The sequence below is a fragment of the Aeromonas jandaei genome (genome assembly GCF_037890695.1).
In the GTDB taxonomy this organism is placed as follows: domain Bacteria; phylum Pseudomonadota; class Gammaproteobacteria; order Enterobacterales; family Aeromonadaceae; genus Aeromonas; species Aeromonas jandaei.
In genome coordinates this window covers 765,001-783,485 of the sequence record NZ_CP149571.1, presented here as the reverse complement: position 1 = coordinate 783,485, position 18,485 = coordinate 765,001, and the positions used below count along the sequence as shown (strand labels likewise).

At 61.4% G+C, this 18,485-nt stretch carries 19 protein-coding genes and 1 riboswitch (1 of these 20 running past the window's edge); of the genes, 10 read left to right on the top strand and 9 right to left on the bottom strand.

The window, feature by feature from the left end:
• Positions 1 to 119: 119 nt before the first annotated feature.
• Together WE862_RS03865 and WE862_RS03860 are read right to left on the bottom strand one after the other, a co-directional pair.
• Positions 120 to 281 carry a hypothetical protein gene (locus tag WE862_RS03865; protein ID WP_104016764.1) on the bottom strand — a complete coding sequence of 54 codons (162 nt, stop codon included), beginning with the start codon at positions 279 to 281 and terminating at the stop codon, positions 120 to 122.
• Positions 266 to 1,165, bottom strand: a complete 900-nt coding sequence (locus tag WE862_RS03860; protein WP_041210832.1) for a DMT family transporter — start codon at positions 1,163 to 1,165, stop codon at positions 266 to 268. Before WE862_RS03860 ends, WE862_RS03865 begins: the two co-directional genes overlap by 16 nt.
• Before the next feature lie 91 nt (positions 1,166 to 1,256).
• Here WE862_RS03860 and WE862_RS03855 point away from each other — a divergent pair, with 91 nt between their 5' ends.
• The gene (locus tag WE862_RS03855; protein ID WP_033115285.1) at positions 1,257 to 2,216 is read left to right on the top strand and encodes a LysR family transcriptional regulator; all 960 of its coding nucleotides are present in this window, start codon (positions 1,257 to 1,259) and stop codon (positions 2,214 to 2,216) included.
• Here WE862_RS03855 and trpS read toward each other — a convergent pair.
• Together trpS and WE862_RS03845 are read right to left on the bottom strand one after the other, a co-directional pair.
• Positions 2,195 to 3,208, bottom strand: a complete 1,014-nt coding sequence (gene trpS, locus WE862_RS03850; protein ID WP_042031119.1) for a tryptophan--tRNA ligase — start codon at positions 3,206 to 3,208, stop codon at positions 2,195 to 2,197. The genes WE862_RS03855 and trpS overlap by 22 nt on opposite strands.
• 192 nt (positions 3,209 to 3,400) lie before the next feature.
• Complete coding sequence (locus WE862_RS03845; RefSeq protein WP_005339229.1) at positions 3,401 to 3,838, bottom strand: universal stress protein; 438 nt, start codon at positions 3,836 to 3,838, stop codon at positions 3,401 to 3,403.
• A gap of 411 nt (positions 3,839 to 4,249) precedes the next feature.
• On the opposite strand from WE862_RS03845, the gene fabV reads away from it, so the two are divergent.
• The 6 genes from fabV (at position 4,250) to WE862_RS03815 (ending at position 11,224) form a co-directional block, all read left to right on the top strand.
• The gene (fabV, locus tag WE862_RS03840; RefSeq protein WP_042031120.1) at positions 4,250 to 5,437 is read left to right on the top strand and encodes an enoyl-ACP reductase FabV; all 1,188 of its coding nucleotides are present in this window, start codon (positions 4,250 to 4,252) and stop codon (positions 5,435 to 5,437) included.
• Between the two features lie 92 nt (positions 5,438 to 5,529).
• The gene (gene ftnA, locus WE862_RS03835; RefSeq protein ID WP_041210835.1) at positions 5,530 to 6,054 is read left to right on the top strand and encodes a non-heme ferritin; all 525 of its coding nucleotides are present in this window, start codon (positions 5,530 to 5,532) and stop codon (positions 6,052 to 6,054) included.
• A 150-nt stretch (positions 6,055 to 6,204) separates the two neighbouring features.
• Complete coding sequence (locus tag WE862_RS03830; protein WP_042031121.1) at positions 6,205 to 7,389, top strand: NAD(P)/FAD-dependent oxidoreductase; 1,185 nt, start codon at positions 6,205 to 6,207, stop codon at positions 7,387 to 7,389.
• A 77-nt stretch (positions 7,390 to 7,466) separates the two neighbouring features.
• Positions 7,467 to 9,140 carry a sensor histidine kinase gene (locus tag WE862_RS03825; RefSeq protein WP_033115291.1) on the top strand — a complete coding sequence of 558 codons (1,674 nt, stop codon included), beginning with the start codon at positions 7,467 to 7,469 and terminating at the stop codon, positions 9,138 to 9,140.
• A gap of 46 nt (positions 9,141 to 9,186) precedes the next feature.
• Positions 9,187 to 9,918 (top strand): LytR/AlgR family response regulator transcription factor, encoded by a 732-nt coding sequence (locus WE862_RS03820; RefSeq protein ID WP_042031122.1) that lies wholly within the window; start codon positions 9,187 to 9,189, stop codon positions 9,916 to 9,918.
• Positions 9,919 to 10,027: 109 nt separating this feature from the next.
• The gene (locus WE862_RS03815; RefSeq protein WP_019446255.1) at positions 10,028 to 11,224 is read left to right on the top strand and encodes an L-lactate MFS transporter; all 1,197 of its coding nucleotides are present in this window, start codon (positions 10,028 to 10,030) and stop codon (positions 11,222 to 11,224) included.
• A 73-nt stretch (positions 11,225 to 11,297) separates the two neighbouring features.
• On the opposite strand, the gene WE862_RS03810 is transcribed toward WE862_RS03815, so the two are convergent.
• The 4 genes from WE862_RS03810 to WE862_RS03795 form a co-directional block, all read right to left on the bottom strand.
• Complete coding sequence (locus tag WE862_RS03810; RefSeq protein WP_042031123.1) at positions 11,298 to 12,422, bottom strand: 5-(carboxyamino)imidazole ribonucleotide synthase; 1,125 nt, start codon at positions 12,420 to 12,422, stop codon at positions 11,298 to 11,300.
• Positions 12,419 to 12,928 carry a 5-(carboxyamino)imidazole ribonucleotide mutase gene (gene purE, locus WE862_RS03805; RefSeq protein WP_042031124.1) on the bottom strand — a complete coding sequence of 170 codons (510 nt, stop codon included), beginning with the start codon at positions 12,926 to 12,928 and terminating at the stop codon, positions 12,419 to 12,421. Before purE ends, WE862_RS03810 begins: the two co-directional genes overlap by 4 nt.
• 63 nt (positions 12,929 to 12,991) lie before the next feature.
• Positions 12,992 to 13,294: a P-II family nitrogen regulator gene (locus tag WE862_RS03800; protein WP_033138869.1), complete on the bottom strand. Its 303-nt coding sequence runs from the start codon at positions 13,292 to 13,294 to the stop codon at positions 12,992 to 12,994.
• Between the two features lie 4 nt (positions 13,295 to 13,298).
• Positions 13,299 to 14,225 (bottom strand): sodium-dependent bicarbonate transport family permease, encoded by a 927-nt coding sequence (locus WE862_RS03795; RefSeq protein WP_042031125.1) that lies wholly within the window; start codon positions 14,223 to 14,225, stop codon positions 13,299 to 13,301.
• A gap of 109 nt (positions 14,226 to 14,334) precedes the next feature.
• Between WE862_RS03795 and WE862_RS03790 the strand changes: the two genes are divergently transcribed.
• The 3 genes from WE862_RS03790 to murI all read left to right on the top strand — a co-directional run bounded on the left by WE862_RS03790 (position 14,335) and on the right by murI (position 18,259).
• Positions 14,335 to 15,237, top strand: coding sequence for a LysR family transcriptional regulator (locus WE862_RS03790; RefSeq protein WP_042031126.1), 903 nt, complete (start codon positions 14,335 to 14,337; stop codon positions 15,235 to 15,237).
• 35 nt (positions 15,238 to 15,272) lie between these two features.
• Positions 15,273 to 15,450: riboswitch (cobalamin riboswitch) on the top strand.
• 52 nt (positions 15,451 to 15,502) lie between these two features.
• On the top strand, positions 15,503 to 17,347 hold the full coding sequence (locus WE862_RS03785; protein ID WP_042031127.1) for a TonB-dependent receptor domain-containing protein: 1,845 nt from the start codon (positions 15,503 to 15,505) through the stop codon (positions 17,345 to 17,347).
• Positions 17,348 to 17,455: 108 nt separating this feature from the next.
• Complete coding sequence (gene murI / locus WE862_RS03780; RefSeq protein WP_042031128.1) at positions 17,456 to 18,259, top strand: glutamate racemase; 804 nt, start codon at positions 17,456 to 17,458, stop codon at positions 18,257 to 18,259.
• A gap of 7 nt (positions 18,260 to 18,266) precedes the next feature.
• Here the strand turns inward: murI and WE862_RS03775 are convergent, their stop codons facing one another.
• Positions 18,267 to 18,485, bottom strand: partial view of an RNA recognition motif domain-containing protein gene (locus WE862_RS03775; protein WP_042031129.1) — the 3' end only. Its footprint extends 273 nt past the window's final position; 219 of the gene's 492 nt are visible here — the last part of the coding sequence; its start codon lies beyond the right edge, outside the window; its stop codon occupies positions 18,267 to 18,269.

Below are 18,485 nucleotides of genomic sequence, written 5' to 3'. Positions count from 1 at the left end.
AAGCGGGCATAAAAAAACCGGCGCAGAGCGCCGGTAGCGGGGGACAAATCGGAGGTTTTTTTAAAACAGTCCCAAAAAATAGGAGAGATGTACTCTCTTCACACACTCAGAAAAGTGATTCAGGCACTCAGGGCATAGCTCAGCATGGCTTGCAGCTTGCTATCGAAGAACCAGGGCAGCAGTACCATCAACAGCCCCAGCATGCCCGCCAGTCGCTGGCGATACTGCCAGCCGGCAATCAGGACCAGACCGCCGCACAGGGTGGTCAAGATGCCTGACATAGGGTTGCCTCACGCTGTACACGACGCTGCTGGGCCCACTGGTTCATGGCGACCGAGCCGAGGATCAGGGCCAGGGCCACGCCGGTGGTGGGGTGGATCTGTTCACCGAGGAACAGGGCGCCCAGCATCACGCCGAACAGCGGCACCAGATAGTTGCTGAAGGAGGCGAAAGTCGGGCCGGCCTTCTGGATCAGCGCCATGTAGAGGAAGTAGACCAGACCGGTACAGAGGGTACCCAGCACGGTAATCGCGCTCAGGGCCTGGCTGCTCGGCAGGGTCAGGCTGCTCAGGTCAACCATGAAGGGGGCAACCAGCAGCAACTGGGTGGCCGAGGAGATCAGGATATTGCGGGCAACGACCACAGGGTGATCCTTGGCGAAGCGCTTGATCATCAGCAGACCGATAGCGAAGCAGCTGGCACCCAGCAGGATGGCCATGGCACCGAGCAGACCGGCGTTCATGCCCTGGGAGAGTTTCGGCCAGAACAGGGTGAGCACACCGGCAAAGCCGATGATCACGGAGAGCAGGCCGGTTTTGGTGATTCTTTCACCAGAAATAAACAGCGGTGCAGCCAGAATGGTCACAAACGGGATACAACCCATGACCACGGCAGCGATGGCGCTATCCACATACTGCTGGCCCCAGGCGACCATGATGAAGGGGATGGTGGCATCCAGCAGGGCGATCAGCATGTAGGTACGCCACGGGGTGTTTTCACTCTTGAGGCGCATGAACAGGCAGAGCAGACCCAGGGTCAGACTGCCACACAGGGCACGACCCGCAGCCACCAGAATGGGGGGCAGCTCGGCAACGGCCTGGTGCATGAAAATGAACTGGGAACCCCACAGCAGGCCGATGGCCAGCAATAACAGATAGCTACGCATTTTAATCTCCGATGTATTAAGCCTGCGCATTCTAGGTAATCTGTTACTATGGTAAAAATGAATTGTCGGCATTCAACTATGGCTAATATCGATGGATAGCTCTCTCTCCCGCCTCGACCTCAACCTGCTCGCCGTATTCGACATGCTGATGCAGGAGCGCAACGTCACCCGTGCCGCTGAACGGCTGCATCTCTCCCAATCCACCGTCAGCCATGCGCTGGGTCGGTTGCGGATCGCGCTGGATGACCCCCTCTTCGTGATGAGCCGACGGGAGATGATGCCGACCGAGCGGGCCAAGGCGTTGGCCGGGCCGGTGCGGCAGGCGCTGGCGATGCTGGAGCAGGGGTTGCGGCAGGCCAAGGGATTCGAACCTGCCAGCGCGCGGCGGATCTTCCGCATCGCCACCCCGGGTTCGGTAGAGCACGGGCTGGTGCCGTTGCTGGTGGATCGCTTGTTCCGCGCAGCGCCCCACTGCCGGCTGGAGGTGTGCGAACTGGCCGACAGCGACTACGAGCGGGAGCTGGAGAAGGGGGAGCTGGATCTGGTGATCGGTTTTGCCGGTGCCAACCACCTCTCGCCCCGTCTCTGGCGCGAGGAGTGGTTCAGCAATCCGCTGGTCTGCCTGTCGCCCCTTGGCAGCGAGCTGCCCGATCTGTTGACTCCGGTCGAGCTGGTCAGCCGCCCCCATATCCACACCTCCAGCTGGGGCCACAGCCAGGCGATGGTGGAGCTCTGGCTGGCCCGCTTCGGGGTGGAGCGGGAGCTGGGGGTCAGGTTACCGAGCTTTATGGCGGTGCCGCCGCTGATGGCGACCGGCCGCTATCTGGTGGTGGTGCCCGAGATGATCGGGCGCCACTTCTGCCGCTACTACCCGCTGCGGATGCATCAGCTGGATCCGGAGATTCCTATCGTCTATCTGATGGCGGGCCACCCGCTGACCGCCCATGACGAGGCGATCAGCTGGTTCAAGAGCCTGCTGCACCAGCTGGTGTACGACCTCTACGGCGCCGATGCGCTCGGTACGCCGACTCAGCGGATGCTGGCGAAGTAGTCGAGCCCCATGGCGCTTTTCACCTCCGCCAAAACCTCATCGGTGATGATGCGGGCCTGCTCGGTGCCCTGATAGAGCAGTTCCAGCAGCATCTTCTTGTCGGCGATGGCCGCAGCACGGCGCTCCCGCATCGGGGCGAGCAGGGTCTGCAGGCAGTCGTTCAGCACCTGTTTGCAGCGCATGTCGCCCAGTCCGCCGCGCCGGTAGTGCGCCTTCATCTCGACGACCAGCTCCTTGTCGGGGTGGAAGGCATCGAGATAGGTGAACACCGTATTCCCCTCCACTTGACCCGGATCGCTCACCTTGAGGTGGTTGGGGTCGGTATACATGGCGAACACCGCCTGTTTGACCTCTTCCGCCGACATGCCGAGCTCTATGGTGTTGCCCAGAGACTTGGACATCTTGGCCTTGCCGTCGATGCCGGGCAGGCGGCCGGTGTCGCTCAGGATCGGCTGGCATTCGGTCAGCACCTCTTTGCCTACCAGAGAGTTGAAGCGGCGGACGATCTCGTTGGTCTGCTCCAACATCGGCAGCTGATCTTCCCCGACCGGCACATGGCTGGCGCGAAAGGCGGTGATGTCGGCGGCCTGACTCACCGGATAAACCAGAAAACCTGCCGGCAGCGTGCGTTCGAACCCTTTTTGCTGGATCTCCGTCTTGACGGTGGGGTTGCGTTCCAGCCGGGCGACGCTGACCAGATTGAGGTAGTAGCAGGTGAGCTCGGCGAGGGCGGGCAGGGCGCTCTGCAGACAGAAGGTGGTCTTGGCCGGGTCGAGGCCGACCGCCAGATAGTCGGCCATCACCTCCAGCACATTGTCAGTCACCTTGGCCGGGTTGTGGCCGTTGTCGGTCAGCGCCTGCAGATCGGCGATCATCACGAATTGACGGTAGTGGTGCTGGGCTTCGACGCGCTGGCGCAGGGAGCCGACATAGTGGCCGATATGCAGTTTGCCGGTGGGACGATCGCCAGTCAGGATAACGGGGTTGTGCATGTCACTCTCTCCAGTTGGGTGAGCCGGGAGGCGACAAAGGGATAAAAACAGTTGACCGCCTCTCGGCGGTCACGGTGTTTTCTTTGGGAAATTTACAATAGAAACGCGGTGCCGCCTGTTTAAGAGCAGCACCACCAGTAGTTGTGATTGAATGAGGTCATATTCATGGCAAATCACACTACGCCGGTTTGATCACTTCTGCAAGGGAACGACCAGCAGATCGCAGGGCACGGTATTCATCAGCTGACGGGCGCTCGAGGTGAGCAGGCTCCAGAAGCTCTGGCGATGGCCGCACACCAGCAGATCGATCTCGTACTCCTTGACCGCCTGATTGACCCGTTCGCTCAGATCGCCGCAGATAACCAGCTTCTTCTCGATGGGGTAGTCCACCGAGGCGAGAAAGGCCTCCAGCTTCTCTTTCGCTTCGGCGATCACCTGATCCTGCACGTTGTCGATGTCGATATCGATCATCTCGGTGTAGAGATCCTTGAGGTCCACATCGACATGGATAACCGACAGCTTGGCGCCGTTGGAACGGGCTCTGTCCACCGCCTTGTCGATCACCTTGCGGTTATCTTCCGACAGGTCGATCGCAGCCAGAATGTGCTTGTAATAGGTTGTACCACTCATGGGATGTCTCCTTACCGATCCTTCACTCACTATACCAATCTCTGCTGAAACTAAAATGGTGCCTTGGGCACAGTTTAGGGATTTGAACGAGTTTAATTTCGAGTCTGCGGTTGCAATTGACTCAATTAATAATCACTTTTTGCTCGTAAATTAAACAGGAGTTTGAGCCAGGTCACACCCACTCTATTGCCCGCAGCCAGTGAGAGGCATAGGATGTGCCCGTGCTTCGCAATGAACACAAAACAACAAAAAGCATCTGAATACCGCTTTGGGGAGCCACGTGCTCCCTTTTGTTTTTCTGCCTGATTTCCTGCTGCTTTTCTTGCCGTTTTCTTGCTGATAGAGATCCGGCATCAAGTTAATCTCCCGCGACTTGGTTATGCTGTAGCCAGTTTCTTTGGAGGCCTTCTCATGATCATTCATCCGCAGATCCAGGGCTGTGTTGCCCGCAACTGTCACCCTATCGGCTGCCGCGCCGCCGTGCAGCAGCAGATCGAACGCATCAAGGCCGCCGGCCCGTTCAGCGGGCCCAAGCGGGTGCTGGTGCTGGGGGCCTCCTCCGGGTTCGGGCTGGCGTCGCGCATTGCGCTCGCCTTCGGTGCCGGTGCCGACACCATTGGCATCTCGTTCGAGCGTGGCCCCTCCGACAAGGGGCTGGGCAGTGCCGGTTGGTACAACAACATCTGGTTTCGCAAGGAGGCGGAGCAGGAGGGTCGCATCGCCATCAACCTGATCGGTGATGCCTTCTCCGACGGCATGCGCCAGCAGGCTATCGACACCATCCGCCAGCAGCTGGGGCAGGTGGATCTGGTGATCTATTCGCTCGCGAGCGGCATCCGGGTGCTGCCCGATGGCACGCAGGTGCGTTCGGTGCTCAAGACTACCGGCCAGCCGTTCAGCGGCTGGGGGCTGGATCTGGAGCGCGATACGCTGGTGCAGCAGTCGCTGGCGCCTGCCACGCCGGAGGAGATCCGCGATACCGTGACCGTGATGGGGGGCGAGGATTGGCAGCTCTGGATGCAGGCGTTGCAGCAGGCGGATTGTCTCGCCGCTGGTGCACAGACCGTCGCTTACTCCTACATCGGCCCCGAATCCACCTATCCCCTCTATCGGGATGGCACCATCGGTTATGCCAAGGAGCATCTGCACGCCACCGCCGAGACCATCAACCTGCAGCTGGCCGAGATCGGTGGCCACGCCTGGGTGTCGGTCTGCAAGGCGCTGGTGACCAAGGCGAGCGCCTATATTCCGGTGCTGCCGGTTTATCTCGGCCTGCTGATGGGGGTGATGAAGGAACGCGGCGTACACGAGGGCTGCATCGAGCAGATGCAGCGACTGTTCGCCACCAAGATGTACGGGCCCAATGGGGTGGTGGCCGATGGCAACCGGCTGATCCGGATGGATGACCACGAGCTCGACCCGGCCATTCAGGCCGCCGTTTCGGCGCTCTGGCCCAAGGTGACGCCGGACAATTTCCACGGACTGGGGGATTTTGCCGGGTTGCGGCAGGATTTCATGCAGCTCAACGGCTTCGAGTTGCCGGGCGTCGATTACGGTGCGCCGGTGGATGTCGCCTCCCTTGGCGAGCTGACACCCTGAGTTGGCAGGAACGGGATCCCCCTCTCTCTGGCGGGTTGATTCATGGCCGGAGTGTGGCGACAATCGATACCAAATCACTGAGGAGAAACAAGATGTTGGCCAAAGCCATGATCGAGAAGTTGAACGAGCAGATTAACCTGGAGTTCTACTCCTCCAATCTCTATCTGCAGATGAGCGCCTGGTGTGAAGACAAGGGTTTCGAAGGTGCTGCCACCTTCCTGCGCCAGCACGCCGTCGAGGAGCGCCAGCATATGGAGCGTCTGTTCACCTATGTGAGCGAGACAGGTGCCATGCCCAAGCTGGGCGCCATCGATGCCCCTCCCCACGAGTTCAAGTCGCTGGGCGACGTGTTCCGTACCACCCTGGAGCACGAGTACCACATCACCAAGTGCATCAATGGTCTGGCCCACGTAGCCTTCACTACTCAGGACTACTCCACTTTCAACTTCCTGCAGTGGTATGTGGCCGAGCAGCATGAAGAGGAGAAGCTGTTCAAGAGCATCGTCGACCGTCTCGGTCTGGTGGGGGAAGATGGCAAAGGCCTCTACTTCATCGACAAGGAGCTGGCCGAACTGGCCAAGGGCGCTCCGGCCAGCATCATGGACAGCAACGCCTGATAGTCGTGGACACTTAGTGTTCAGCCAGTACAATAACGGCCCTTTTAAGGGCCGTTGTTTATTCTGGTTGGCAGCCACTATGGTTGTGTTCCGCCAGAGGCAATCTCGGTTCTGGCCAGGTGCCGTTTCTATTTTGATAAGTGAGTGATGATGAAGCAGGTCGATGTGGTGGTGATCGGGGCCGGTGCGGCCGGATTGATGTGTGCGGCGCAGGCGGGCTATCGGGGCCGCTCGGTGCTGGTGCTCGACAATGCCAAGAAACCGGGCCGCAAGATCCTCATCAGTGGCGGTGGTCGCTGCAACTTCACCAACCATCAGGCTGGCGCTCACGCCTACCTGTCGGAGAATCCCCACTTCAGCAAGTCGGCACTGGCTCGCTACACCCAGCAGGATTTCATCGATCTGGTGGATCGCCACGGGGTCAACTATCACGAGCGCACCCTGGGGCAGCTCTTCTGTCTCGAGAGCGCCAAGGAGATCGTCGATGCGCTGCTTACCGAGTGCGACTGGGCCGGGGTGACCCTGCAGTTCCAGACCGAGATCCTCACCGTCAGCAAGCAGGGCGAGGGTTTCGTGCTGACGACCAGCAAGGGGGAGATCGGCTGTCACTCGCTGGTCATCGCCACCGGTGGTCTCTCCATGCCCAAGCTGGGGGCGACCCCATACGGCTTCAAGCTGGCGGAGCAGTTTGGCCTCAAGGTCATTCCGACCCGCGCCGGTCTGGTGCCCTTCACCCTCCATCAGGCGGAGAAAGAGGCGTTCGCCGATCTGGCGGGCATCAGCCTGCCGGTGACGGTGACCGCCGAGGATGGCACCCGCTTCAAGGAGGCGATGCTGTTCACCCATCGCGGCCTCTCCGGCCCCGTCATCCTGCAGATCTCCTCCTACTGGCACGCCGGCGAGAAGATCCACATCAACCTGCTGCCGGAGCTGGATATTCCGGCTGCCTTGCGCGAATGGGCACATGCGCATCCGGCACAGGAGCTGAAAACCGTGCTGGGGCGCGAGCTGCCCAAGCGCTTCGTCGACAAGCTGGTGGAGCTGGGTCAGCTGGTCAGCAAGCCGATGCGCCAATATAACGAACGGGAACTTGAGGCGATCGCCAACCTGCTGGGTGACTGGCAGATCCTGCCTAACGGCACCGAGGGGTATCGCACCGCAGAAGTGACCCTAGGTGGCGTCGATACCAACGAGCTCTCCTCCAAGACCATGGAAGCGCGCAAGGTGCCCGGCCTCTACTTCATCGGCGAGGTGGTGGATGTGACCGGCTGGCTCGGTGGCTACAACTTCCAGTGGGCCTGGTCATCCGGCTGGGTGGCCGGCCAATATTGTTGATGTCGCTGGGGCTGGTTTATCCGGCCCCGGTTTTTGGTGATGATTGTGGGTTGAACGAGTGACAAGAGGGGGTCTGGATGCTTGAAAATCAGATGATGCTGCTGGCGGTGTTCGAACGGGCGGCGCTGATGCTGATGACCCTCTTCTTCCTGACCCGCACCCGGCCGTTCCAGCGGCTGTTCCAGAAACAGGATCATACACCGGCGGAGCGGGTGCTGGTTGCCACCATCTTCTGTCTGTTTGCGGTGTTCAGTACCTATACCGGCATTCCGGTGGAGGGGGCGCTGGTCAACGTGCGGATCATCGCCATTATCTCGGGCGGCATTCTGTTTGGCCCCTGGGTCGGTATTCCGGCCGGGGTTATCTCCGGTCTGCACCGCTATCTCATCGACATGGATGGCCACACTTCGATCCCGTGCCTCATCGCCAGCATCATCGCCGGCCTGCTCGCCACCTGGCTGCACCTGCGCTGCCGCAAGTCGCGGCTCTGGCTCTACGGCATTCTGGCGGGGATGCTCTGTGAAGGGCTCACCATGCTGCTGATCTGGCTGCTGACCGAGCCGCACGAGGTGGGCGTCGAGATCGTCAGCCATATCGCTTACCCGATGATCGCCGGGGCGCTCTGCATCGGCCTCATCATCAAGCTGGTGCAGGATCTGGATGACGAGAAGGAGCTGATTGCCGCCAAGCAGGCCAAGCTGGCGCTCGACATCGCCAACAAGACGCTGCCCTTCTTCCAGAACATCGATCGCCACTCCCTGAGCCAGGTCTGCGCCATCATTCGCAGCGAGATCAGTGCCGACGCGGTGGCCATCACCGACACCCGCGACGTGCTGGCCTATGTCGGGGTGGGCAAGGATTACTACGAGCTGGAGGAGCACCACGCCATCAGCGGCATGACCCAGCAGGCGGTGCTGCTCGACCAGATCATCATCAACAACGATCTGCGCCAGTACCATCTGGCCGACTTCCACTCGGTCATCATTATTCCGCTGCGGGAGAACGGCGCCGTCAGCGGCACCCTCAAGATCTACTACCGTCGCACCCACAGCATCACCAGTTCGCTGCGGGAGATGGCGGTCGGCCTCTCCCAACTCATCTCCACCCAGATGGAGGTGTCGCGCATCGAGCAGTTGAAAGAGATGACCCGCAAGGCGGAGTTCACCGCGCTGCAGAGCAAGATCAACCCGCACTTCCTGTTCAATGCCCTCAATGCCATCTCGTCGCTGATCCGCATCCGGCCCCAGCAGGCGCGCCAGCTGATCGCCAATCTGGCGGATTACCTGCGCTACAACCTCAACAAGGGGGACACCCTCATCGACATCAAGGAGGAGTTGCAGCAGGTGCGCGACTACGTGGCCATCGAGCAGGCCCGCTTTGGCGACAAGCTGGAGGTGGTGTTCGATGTGGATGACGTGCATATCGAGGTGCCGAGCCTGCTGTTGCAGCCGCTGGTGGAAAACGCCATCCTGCACGGCATCCAGCCCCGTAGTGCGCCGGGCCGGGTCACCATCGAGGTGAAACAGCTGGCGGGCGGCATCCGGGTGGCGGTGCGGGACACCGGTTACGGCATCAGTCAGGAGGTGATCGACGGGGTGGCCGCCGGTCGGGTGGAGAGCCGCAGCATCGGCCTGATGAACGTACATCAGCGGGTCAAGCTGCTCTATGGCGATGGCCTGCACCTCAAGCGGCTGGAGCCGGGTACCGAGGTGAGTTTCTATCTGCCGGATCAGGAGTCGATGCCATGCTGAGTGCCATCATGGTTGAGGATAAGTGTGTGCCGCGAGAGGTGTTGTCATGCTGAAAGCGATCATAGTGGAAGATGAATATCTGGCTCGCGAGGAGCTCATCTATCTGGTGAATCAGCACAGCACCATCGAGATAGTGGCGAGCTTTGAGGATGGGCTGGAGGCATTCAAATACCTGCAGGATCACGAGGTGGACGTGGTGTTTCTGGATATCCAGATCCCCTCCATCGACGGCTTGCTGCTGGCCAAGAACCTGCACAAGTCGAGTCACCCGCCCCACATCGTCTTCGTCACCGCCTACAAGGAGTTTGCGGTGGAGGCGTTCGAGCTGGAGGCGTTCGACTACATCCTCAAACCCTATAACGAGCCGCGCCTCATCAGCCTGTTGCAAAAGCTGGAGCAGGCGGGCAAGGCGCAGGCGGGGCAGGGGAGCGAGCCGGGGGCAGCGCAGAATCGCACCGTCAATCTGGTGAAGGGGGAGCGCATCATCGTCACCCCCTGCGAGCAGATCTACTACGCGGAAGCCGACGAGAAGCTCACCTATGTCTACACCCGCGATGACCGTTACGTGATGACCATGACCATCAGCGAGTTTGTCAGCCGCTTGCCTGCCGAGGGGTTCTTCCGCTGCCACCGCTCCTACTGCGTCAACATCAACAAGATCCGCGAAATCGTCCCCTGGTTTAACAGCACCTATCTCATTCGGCTCCATGATCTGCCGTTCGAGGTGCCGGTCAGTCGCAGCAACATCAAGGCGTTCCGTCAGCTGATGCGGCTCTGATTGTCATTCATTCCCGCCGATCTGCATTTCATGCCTTAATCGATCGGCGCGAGCTGCGTCTTGCCTATAGTGGCCTCAATTTCCTTAAGGCCATCGACCGAGACGCATCATGACCAAAGAGATGAATCGCACCCGGTACCTGACACTGATCGGTACCATCATCACCCAGTTCGCACTGGGTTCTGTCTACACCTGGAGCCTGTTCAACGCCCAGCTCTCCGACAAGCTGGACGAGCCGGTGAGTCAGGTCGCTTTCGCCTTCGGCCTGCTCAGCCTCTCGCTGGCGGTCGCCTCCTCCATGGCGGGCAAGCTGCAGGAGCGATTCGGGGTGCGCAACGTGACCCTGGGCGCCGGTGTGCTGCTCGGCATCGGCTTCTTCCTCACCGCCCATGCCAGCAATCTGGCGATGCTCTACCTCTGCGCCGGCATTCTGGTCGGTTTTGCCGACGGTACCGGTTACCTGATGACCCTCTCCAACTGCGTGAAGTGGTTCCCGGAGCGCAAGGGGCTGATCTCCGCCTGCTCCATCGGTGCCTATGGCCTCGGCAGTCTCGGTTTCAAATACATCAACCTGCTGCTGCTCTCCAGCTCCGGCCTTGAGACCACCTTCCAGCTGTGGGGGCTGATCGCCATGTCCATGGTGCTGGTGGGCGGCATGCTGATGAAGGATGCGCCCAAGCAGGCCGCCTCCGTGCAGCAGAGCGAGAGCCGTGACTTCACTCTGGCCGAGGCGATGCGCAAGCCGCAGTACTGGATGCTGGCGCTGATGTTCCTCACCGCCTGCATGAGCGGCCTCTACGTTATCGGCGTGGCCAAGGATATCGGCGAGAAGATGGTGGGTCTGCCGGCCGTGGTCGCCGCCAACGCCGTTGCCATCATCGCCATGGCCAACCTGGGTGGCCGTCTGGTGCTGGGCATTCTCTCTGACAAGATGTCCCGCATCCGGGTCATCACCATCGCCCAGTTGATTACCCTGGCGGGCATGGCGCTGCTGCTGTTCGTACCGCTCAATGCCAATCTGTTCTTCGTGGCGGTTGCCTGTGTGGCCTTCAGCTTCGGCGGCACCATCACCGTCTACCCCTCGCTGGTGAGCGACTTCTTCGGTCTCAACAACCTGACCAAGAACTACGGCGTTATCTATCTGGGCTTTGGTCTGGGCAGCATCATCGGCTCTATCGTGGCCTCCCTGTTTGGCGGCTTTATGGCGACCTTCCACCTGATCCTGGTGTTGCTGGTGGTGGCGCTGGTGCTCTCCCTCACTATCCGTCTGCCGGCTCCCGTGGCGCTGACCACCGAACGGGCCTGACAAGGCTCCCAGCCAGAGCAAGCAAAAACAGAGACCCGGGCCATGCCCGGGTCTTTGCATTTCCGATGGTCGATCAGCGCGGCGCTAGCCCCAGCCGCTGGCGGGCCTGACGGCAGCGCTCCTCCACCGTTGACCAGTCGTCACCGGTCACCGTGACGTGGCCCATCTTGCGGCCGGGGCGGGGTTCGCCCTTGCCATAGAGGTGCAGATGCAGGCCGGGCTGCGCCAGCAGGGTGGCCCAGTCGGGGGTGCCGTTCTGCCAGAGATCCCCCAGCAGGTTGAGTAACAGGGCGGGGCGCACGGCGATCTGCTCTGGCAGCGGCAGGTCGCACAGGGCCCGCACCTGCAACTCGAACTGGCTGCATGCGGCGTTATCGAGACTGGGGTGACCCGAATTGTGGGGGCGAGGCGCCAGCTCGTTGACTAGCAGTCGCCCTTCCACCAGAAAGAACTCCACCGTCAGCACCCCGACGTAGTCGAGGGCTGCGATCAGCCGCTCGGCGATCCCTTTGGCTTCGCGCTCCAGCGTTGGCACATTGGCCGGGGAGCGAGTCTGATCGAGAATGCCGCCGCTGTGCCAGTTCTGCACCAGCGGCAGGGCGCTGATGGCGCCGCTCGGGCTGCGGGCCAGGGTCAGGGCAAACTCCCCCTCCAGCGTCAGCCGTTTTTCCAGCACGCAGGGCACGCCACTGGCTGTCAGCGCCGTCGCCAGCTCATCCAGATTGCTCACCTGCCACTGCCCCTTGCCGTCGTACCCCTCGCGGGCAGTCTTGAGAATTGCGGGGAAGAGTTCGCTGGCCTGTGCGGGGATGGGCTCTTCCGGCAGTAGCGCCAGAGAGGGGGCAACCGGGATGTTGGCCCCGCGCAGAAAGGCTTTCTCTTCACGGCGATCCTGACAGACCCGCACCGTGCTGGCGGCCGGGCGCACCGGCTTGTACTGCTCCAGCAGCGCCAGGGAGGCGGCGGGCACGTTTTCGAACTCGCAGCTGATGGCCTCGCAGTGGCTAGCCAGCTCGTGCAGGGCGGTCTGGTCGTCATAGGGGGCGACAATATGGTGATCGGCGGCGGCACCGGCGATGCTGGCCGGGTCAGGATCCAGCACCACCACCTTGTAACCGAGGCGGTGGGCGGCCATCACGAAGTAGCGGCCGAGCTGGCCGCCCCCCAGCATGCCGAGGGTGGCGGGGGGCAGGATCATGTCGGCTCCTCCAGCGTGAGGGCCAGCACCCGGTCGCGCTCACGGGTGCGGAAGTCGTCGAGCTGCTGCCGGTAGCGGGGGGCGTCGCCGTCTTGTGCAACGGAGAGCAGAGAGACCGCAAACAGGGCGGCGTTGGCAGCCCCCGCTTCGCCGATGGCGAAGGTGGCGACCGGCACCCCCTTGGGCATCTGCACGATGGAGAGCAGGGAGTCCATTCCCTTGAGATGGCGGGAGGGGATGGGTACCCCCAGCACGGGCAATGTGGTCTTGGCGGCGACCATACCCGGCAGGTGAGCGGCGCCACCGGCTCCGGCGATGATGGCGCGTAGTCCGCGTTCGCGGGCAGTGGCGGCATACTCGAACAGCAGATCCGGGGTGCGATGGGCCGAGACTACCTGCGCCTCGTAGGGCACGCCGTGCTCCTTGAGGATGCGGGCGGCGGCCTGCAGCACGGGCCAGTCGGAGTCGGAGCCCATTACCAGGCCGATCAGCGGAGGGGTGTTCATGTGTATTGGTTCCTTGCTGTTAAACGTTTGCTTTTGGTAAACAAAAAGAGCCGGCAAGCCGGCTCAGAATTTCTCGGGTCGCACGATTTCGACCGGTTGCAGAAAGGCGATCATGGCGTAATCGGGGTAGTAGCGACTCTGCAGGTGGGCCAGCAGCCGCTCCGCTTGCTCCCGGCTGCAGATCGCCTCCAGCCGGATGTTGCCGCTCTCGCTCCAGCTGGCGTTGCGCTCGCCATGATCCCCCCTGCCGCGGGCATCTGTGATGGTGTAGCCGCGCAGCCCCTCGCGGGTTAGGGTGCGCAGCAGGGTAGGCTCCAGATTGGCTTCCGTGATGATGGTCAGCAGGGTGCGGGTCTCGGTCTGCATGTGGCTACTCCGTGAAGTGGCGGGCCCAGCTGTGGTAGAGCGGGATCCCCAGCATGATGTTGAACGGGAAGGTGACCCCCAGCACGGCGCTGAGAGAGAGCCCCGGGTTGGCCTGGGGCACGGCGATGCGCATGGTGGCCGGCACGGCAATATAGGAGGCGCTGGCCGCCAGGGTGGCTAGCAGGGTCAGGCCGCCGAGGGAGAGCCCCATCAGTTGGCCAGCAGCCAATCCCAGTCCCGCTGAGGCGAGCGGCATCAACAGGGCGAAGCCGAGCAGGAACAGGCCATGGCGGCGCAGATCCTGACACTGGCGGGCGACGATGAGGCCCATCTCCAGCAGGAACAGCGCCAACGCCCCCTTGAACAGGTCGACAAACAGCGGTTTGAGCGGAGCGATCCCGTCCGGCCCGGCCAGATAGCCGATGGCCATGCCGCCGAGCAGCAGGGTTACCCCTTTGCCGAGGAAGGTCTCGTGGGCCAGCATGCGCCAGCGGGTCTCGCGGCTGATGCCGCGGGCGAGCACTATGCCCACCAGAATGGCCGGGATCTCCATCACCGCGAGAAAGATGGAGAGCTGGGATTCAAAGCTGATGCCCCGTTCGGTGAGCCAGTTCACCCCGACCGCAAAGGTGGCGACGCTGACCGAGCCGTAGTGGGCGGCGGTGGCAGCGGCATCGACCCGGTTCATCTTGAGGCGCAGCAAGGCAAAGCCGAGCAGGGTCTGCACCACGCCCAGCAGGATCACCAGCGCCAGTTGCGGCAGCAGAGGCTGCAGGGATTGCTGGGCCAGACCGACGCCGCCCTTGAGGCCGATGGCCAGCAGCAAAAAGAGGGAGAGAGTGTCGTAAAGGGCGGGCGGCAGCTTGAGCTCGGAGCGCACCAGACCGGCCAGCAGACCAAACAGAAAGAAGAGAACAACGACGTCCAGCATGATGGCTCGCAGGGCAGTTCAGATAATGGTTGCATGCTAGAGCCCGCAATGTTTCGATAAAATCAGATTCTCACTGATGGTTGTTCGGAAAAAACTGATAGGGAACGGCATGCTCAACTACAAACAGCTCTACTACTTCTGGCATGTAGCGCGCTGCGGCAGCGTGACGCAGGCCGCCGAACAGCTGCACCTCACGCCGCAGACCATCAGCGGTCAGGTCGCCGAGCTGGAGCAGTCCCTCGGGGTGGCGCTGTTCAACCGGGTGGGGCGGCGTCTGGTGCTGACCGCTGCGGGTCGGCAGGCGCAGGAGCAAGCGGGGGCGATTTTCTCGCTCGGCGCCGAGCTGGAGCACACCCTGCGCCACGCCAGTCAGGAGCTGACCATGCAGGTGGGGATCGCCGATTCGGTACCCCGTACTCTGGCGTTCGAGTTGCTGGCTCCCGCCATGGCGCTGGCGACGCCGCTGCGGCTGGTGTGTCATGAGGAGCGGGCCGAGCAGCTGTTCAGCGAACTGGCCCGTCACAAGCTGGATATGGTGCTGATCGATCGCCCGCTTCCCCTCGACAGCGGCGTGCGCGGCTATAACCATGAGCTAGGGCGTAGCCCGCTGGCGCTGTTTGCCAGCGCCGAGCTGGCGGCTCGGGCACGGGATGGCTTTCCCGCCTCGCTGGAGGGGTTGCCGTTGCTTATTCCCGGAGAGAAGTCGGCCACCCACGATCGGCTGCTGGAGTGGTATCGCCAGCAGGGCATTCATCCCCATCTGGTGGGGCAGTTTGATGACTCCACCCTGATGAAGTCGTTCGGCAAGGCGGGGATGGGGATCTTCCCAGCGCCGCTAGCGATGGCTGACGAGATTGGCCGCCTCTACGGAGTGGAGCGGATTGCGACTCTGGCCGACGTTACCCTCTCTTATTATCTGGTCTCGGCAGGGCGCCATCTCTCCCATCCCGGGGTACAGGCGGTGATGGAGGGGGCCCAGCAGCGGCTGGAGGCGCTGGCGGGCAATAAATAGAAATCTGGATGGCTATACATCCAGCGTTGCTCTGCCTATAATCCTCCCGCTTTGGCGCATCATGCTTAATAGGGAATCCGGTGAGAATCCGGAGCTGGCGCGCAGCGGTAAGGGGGAACGAAGCGACATCAGGGCACTGCCGTCAGGCGGGAAGCCGTCGCCGTAGGCTATCAGCCCCCGAGCCCGAAGACCTGCCAGAGTTCGTATTTCGGGCCGAGAGAAACCGGCCACGAAGTAGATACTTACGCGAACTTAAGGATCTCTCATGTCGAAGAAATTTCTGGCGGCTGCCCTGTTGCCGACGGCGGCGTTTGCCCAGCAGCTGACCATTCCCGTTAATCCCACCATGGTGGTGACCGCTACCCGCGTCGCCCAACCCGCCTCCAGCGTACTGGCCCCGGTCAATGTGGTGACCCGGGACGAGATCGACCGTCTGCAAGCCCAGACCGTGACCGATGTGGTCAAGACCCTGCCCGGCGTGGAAGTGGTCAGCAATGGTGGCCGCGGCCAGATGAGCTCGCTGCGGGTGCGTGGCGGTACCTCTTCCCAGACGCTGGTGCTGGTGGACGGGGTGCGCAGTGCCTCCCTGACCGCCGGGATGACCGAACTGAACAACCTGCCGCTTAATCAGGTGGAGCGCATCGAATATATTCGTGGCCCGCGCGCCACCATTTACGGTTCTGATGCCATCGGCGGGGTGATCAACATCATTACCCGCCCCGACAAGGGGGCGAGCCAGCACAAGTTCAACGTAGGGGCCGGTTCCCATCAGCAACGTCAGGCATCTTTCAGCAGCACCGGTCAGGTGGGCGAGGCGGGTCAGCTCAAGGTAGCTGGCGGTTTTGATGATGAAGAGGGGTATAACGTACACCCCTTACCCGGCATCAACGATGGTGACCAGCATGGTCACCGTGGCTATAACGCCATGCTCGATTATCAGCAGGCGCTTGGCAGCAACTGGGATCTGTTCGGTACGACCCGCTGGTTCCGCAATATTGCCCAGTATGACAACTCTTATGTCGCTCAGCAGCGCAACGAGACCTGGACTGAAAACCAGAGTTATCAGCTGGGTTCCCGTTATCACAACGAGCGCTATCTGAGCGAGCTGCGTGGCGCCTTCTCCAGACAGGATGCTTACGACTATCAGGATACCAGTGGCCGCGATCAGGCCAATAACCGGACCTATACCCGTCAATACAGCCTGAACTGGGTCAACAGCATCAAGCTGAACGAGCTGTGGACGCTCGGCGGCGGTGCTGACTGGCAGCGCGACATGCTGGACGATCGCTCGCGTTCTTCTGGCTCCCCCTATCCGGCAGGGGCCAAGGAGCGTGACAATACCGGGGTCTATGCCCTAGCCCAATTCGACAACCAGACATGGCAGGGTGAGCTGAGCGGGCGTAGCGATGACAACGAACAGTATGGTCGCCACAATACCTGGCAGACCGGTGCTGGCTGGCGTTTTGCGGAGGATTACCGCCTGAGTGCCCGTTACGGCACCGGTTTCCGTGCTCCCTCCTTTAATGACCTCTACTACCCGGGTCTCGGCAACCCCGACTTGAAGCCGGAAGAGTCGAAGAGCAGCGAGCTGATGCTGGACGGTCAAACTGCGGGTGTTGAGTGGCGCATGACCGGTTATCGCAATGACTTCGAGCAGATGATCCAGTGGGCCCCTAATGGTAATGGTGGGTCATCACCACAAAACGTTGGCAAGGCTCGGATTGAAGGGGTCGAGCTGGAAGGGGAATTCGACACTGGCTGGTTGAGCCATCGGGTCTCTGCCGAGTATAAGGATCCCAAAGACAAGGTGACCAACAAACAGTTGCAGTTGATCTCCCGCAAAGGGGCCAAGTGGATTACGCAGGCGCAGTGGCAACAGTTTGACGGCTCGTTGAGCTGGATCTATCAGGGTGAGCGGTATGGCAATGTGGCCAACACCACCGAACTGGGTGGTTACAGCCTCTGGAATCTGGCCGTTGGCTACAAGGTAACGCCAGCGCTCAAGGTATCGGGCAAGATCAACAACCTGCTGGGCAAGCACTATCAGACGGCGGTGGGCTACCCTGCCGATGAGCGCGCTTACTACGTGACAATGGATTACTCACTCTAAGCCGGACCCGGCAAGCGGAAAAATCAGGGGCCCTGCCATTGGCAGGGCCTTTTCTATTGGCGGCAGGCGGGAGTATGATCGTCGCCTTGCACCAAAGGGGGAGGTCAAGTGGCCAATATTCTCGTGTTTGACTCCGGTATGGGTGGTCTGACCATCTACCGCGAGATCCGTCGCGTTCTGCCGGCACACAACTATTTCTACTGCTTCGACAACGCCAACTTCCCCTATGGTGAATTGAGTGAGCCCGCCCTGATTGCTGCCTGTTCCCGCTTGGTGACCACCATGGTGGCCCGTCATCAGATCGATCTGGTGGTGATTGCCTGCAACACGGCCAGCACCATAGCGCTGCCGGCCCTGCGCGAGGCTCTGGATATTCCCGTGGTGGGGGTGGTGCCTGCCATCAAGCCCGCCGCCGCGCAGACTCGCAACGGTTGTATTGGCCTGTTGGCCACGCCAGGTACCGTCAGCCGCGACTATACCCACGAACTGATCGCCCAGTTTGCCCCCGGCAAGCGGGTGCTGCTCAAGGGCACCACCGAGCTGGTAATAGAAGCGGAGCACAAGCTTGCGGGCCTGCCGGTCAATATGGCGCTGCTGCGTGAAGTGCTGGCTGACTGGCTGGAGGGGGAAGAGCAGCCGGATACGCTGGTGCTCGGTTGTACCCACTTCCCGCTACTCAATGAAGAGATTGGGCTGCTGATGCCGCAATGTCAGCTGATTGACTCAGGCAGTGCGGTTGCCAAACGGGTGGCCTGGTTGCTGAGCAATGGCGGGCACGCCGCCGTGCAGCCTGTACATATAGAAGAGGTGATTGCCAGGGCTTACTGCACCCGGCTGGATGGGGAGGCCCAAAAACTGACAGCCCCCTTGCAAGCATGGGGGCTGTCATCACTGGAAGAGGTGGGGTTCTGACGGGGGATCAAGCCTCGACTTCACCATCCTCCTTCTCCTCTTTGTCTCGCTTGTCGTTCGCTTCGCGTACCTTGAGGGTTCGCTGCTGATACTCTTTGTCATTCAATGCGGCAATCGCTTTGGCAGCATCGGCAGCAGGCATCTCGACAAAACCAAATCCTCTGCGCTTGCCGGTTGCCTTGTCCTTCATCAGGCGTACGGAAATTACCTGGCCCTGTTCGGCAAA

Coding starts and splice junctions, on each gene's coding strand:
- WE862_RS03845 (WP_005339229.1), bottom strand. CDS start 3,838: ATGAGTGGTACAACCTATTACAAGCACATTCTGGCTGCGATCGACCTG.
- purE (WP_042031124.1), bottom strand. CDS start 12,928: ATGAACACCCCTCCGCTGATCGGCCTGGTAATGGGCTCCGACTCCGAC.
- WE862_RS03855 (WP_033115285.1), top strand. CDS start 1,257: ATGGATAGCTCTCTCTCCCGCCTCGACCTCAACCTGCTCGCCGTATTC.
- ftnA (WP_041210835.1), top strand. CDS start 5,530: ATGTTGGCCAAAGCCATGATCGAGAAGTTGAACGAGCAGATTAACCTG.
- WE862_RS03815 (WP_019446255.1), top strand. CDS start 10,028: ATGACCAAAGAGATGAATCGCACCCGGTACCTGACACTGATCGGTACC.
- WE862_RS03810 (WP_042031123.1), bottom strand. CDS start 12,422: ATGATCCTGCCCCCCGCCACCCTCGGCATGCTGGGGGGCGGCCAGCTC.
- WE862_RS03800 (WP_033138869.1), bottom strand. CDS start 13,294: ATGCAGACCGAGACCCGCACCCTGCTGACCATCATCACGGAAGCCAAT.
- WE862_RS03795 (WP_042031125.1), bottom strand. CDS start 14,225: ATGCTGGACGTCGTTGTTCTCTTCTTTCTGTTTGGTCTGCTGGCCGGT.
- WE862_RS03820 (WP_042031122.1), top strand. CDS start 9,187: ATGCTGAAAGCGATCATAGTGGAAGATGAATATCTGGCTCGCGAGGAG.
- WE862_RS03860 (WP_041210832.1), bottom strand. CDS start 1,165: ATGCGTAGCTATCTGTTATTGCTGGCCATCGGCCTGCTGTGGGGTTCC.
- WE862_RS03825 (WP_033115291.1), top strand. CDS start 7,467: ATGCTTGAAAATCAGATGATGCTGCTGGCGGTGTTCGAACGGGCGGCG.
- WE862_RS03790 (WP_042031126.1), top strand. CDS start 14,335: ATGCTCAACTACAAACAGCTCTACTACTTCTGGCATGTAGCGCGCTGC.
- WE862_RS03830 (WP_042031121.1), top strand. CDS start 6,205: ATGAAGCAGGTCGATGTGGTGGTGATCGGGGCCGGTGCGGCCGGATTG.
- fabV (WP_042031120.1), top strand. CDS start 4,250: ATGATCATTCATCCGCAGATCCAGGGCTGTGTTGCCCGCAACTGTCAC.
- trpS (WP_042031119.1), bottom strand. CDS start 3,208: ATGCACAACCCCGTTATCCTGACTGGCGATCGTCCCACCGGCAAACTG.
- WE862_RS03785 (WP_042031127.1), top strand. CDS start 15,503: ATGTCGAAGAAATTTCTGGCGGCTGCCCTGTTGCCGACGGCGGCGTTT.
- WE862_RS03865 (WP_104016764.1), bottom strand. CDS start 281: ATGTCAGGCATCTTGACCACCCTGTGCGGCGGTCTGGTCCTGATTGCC.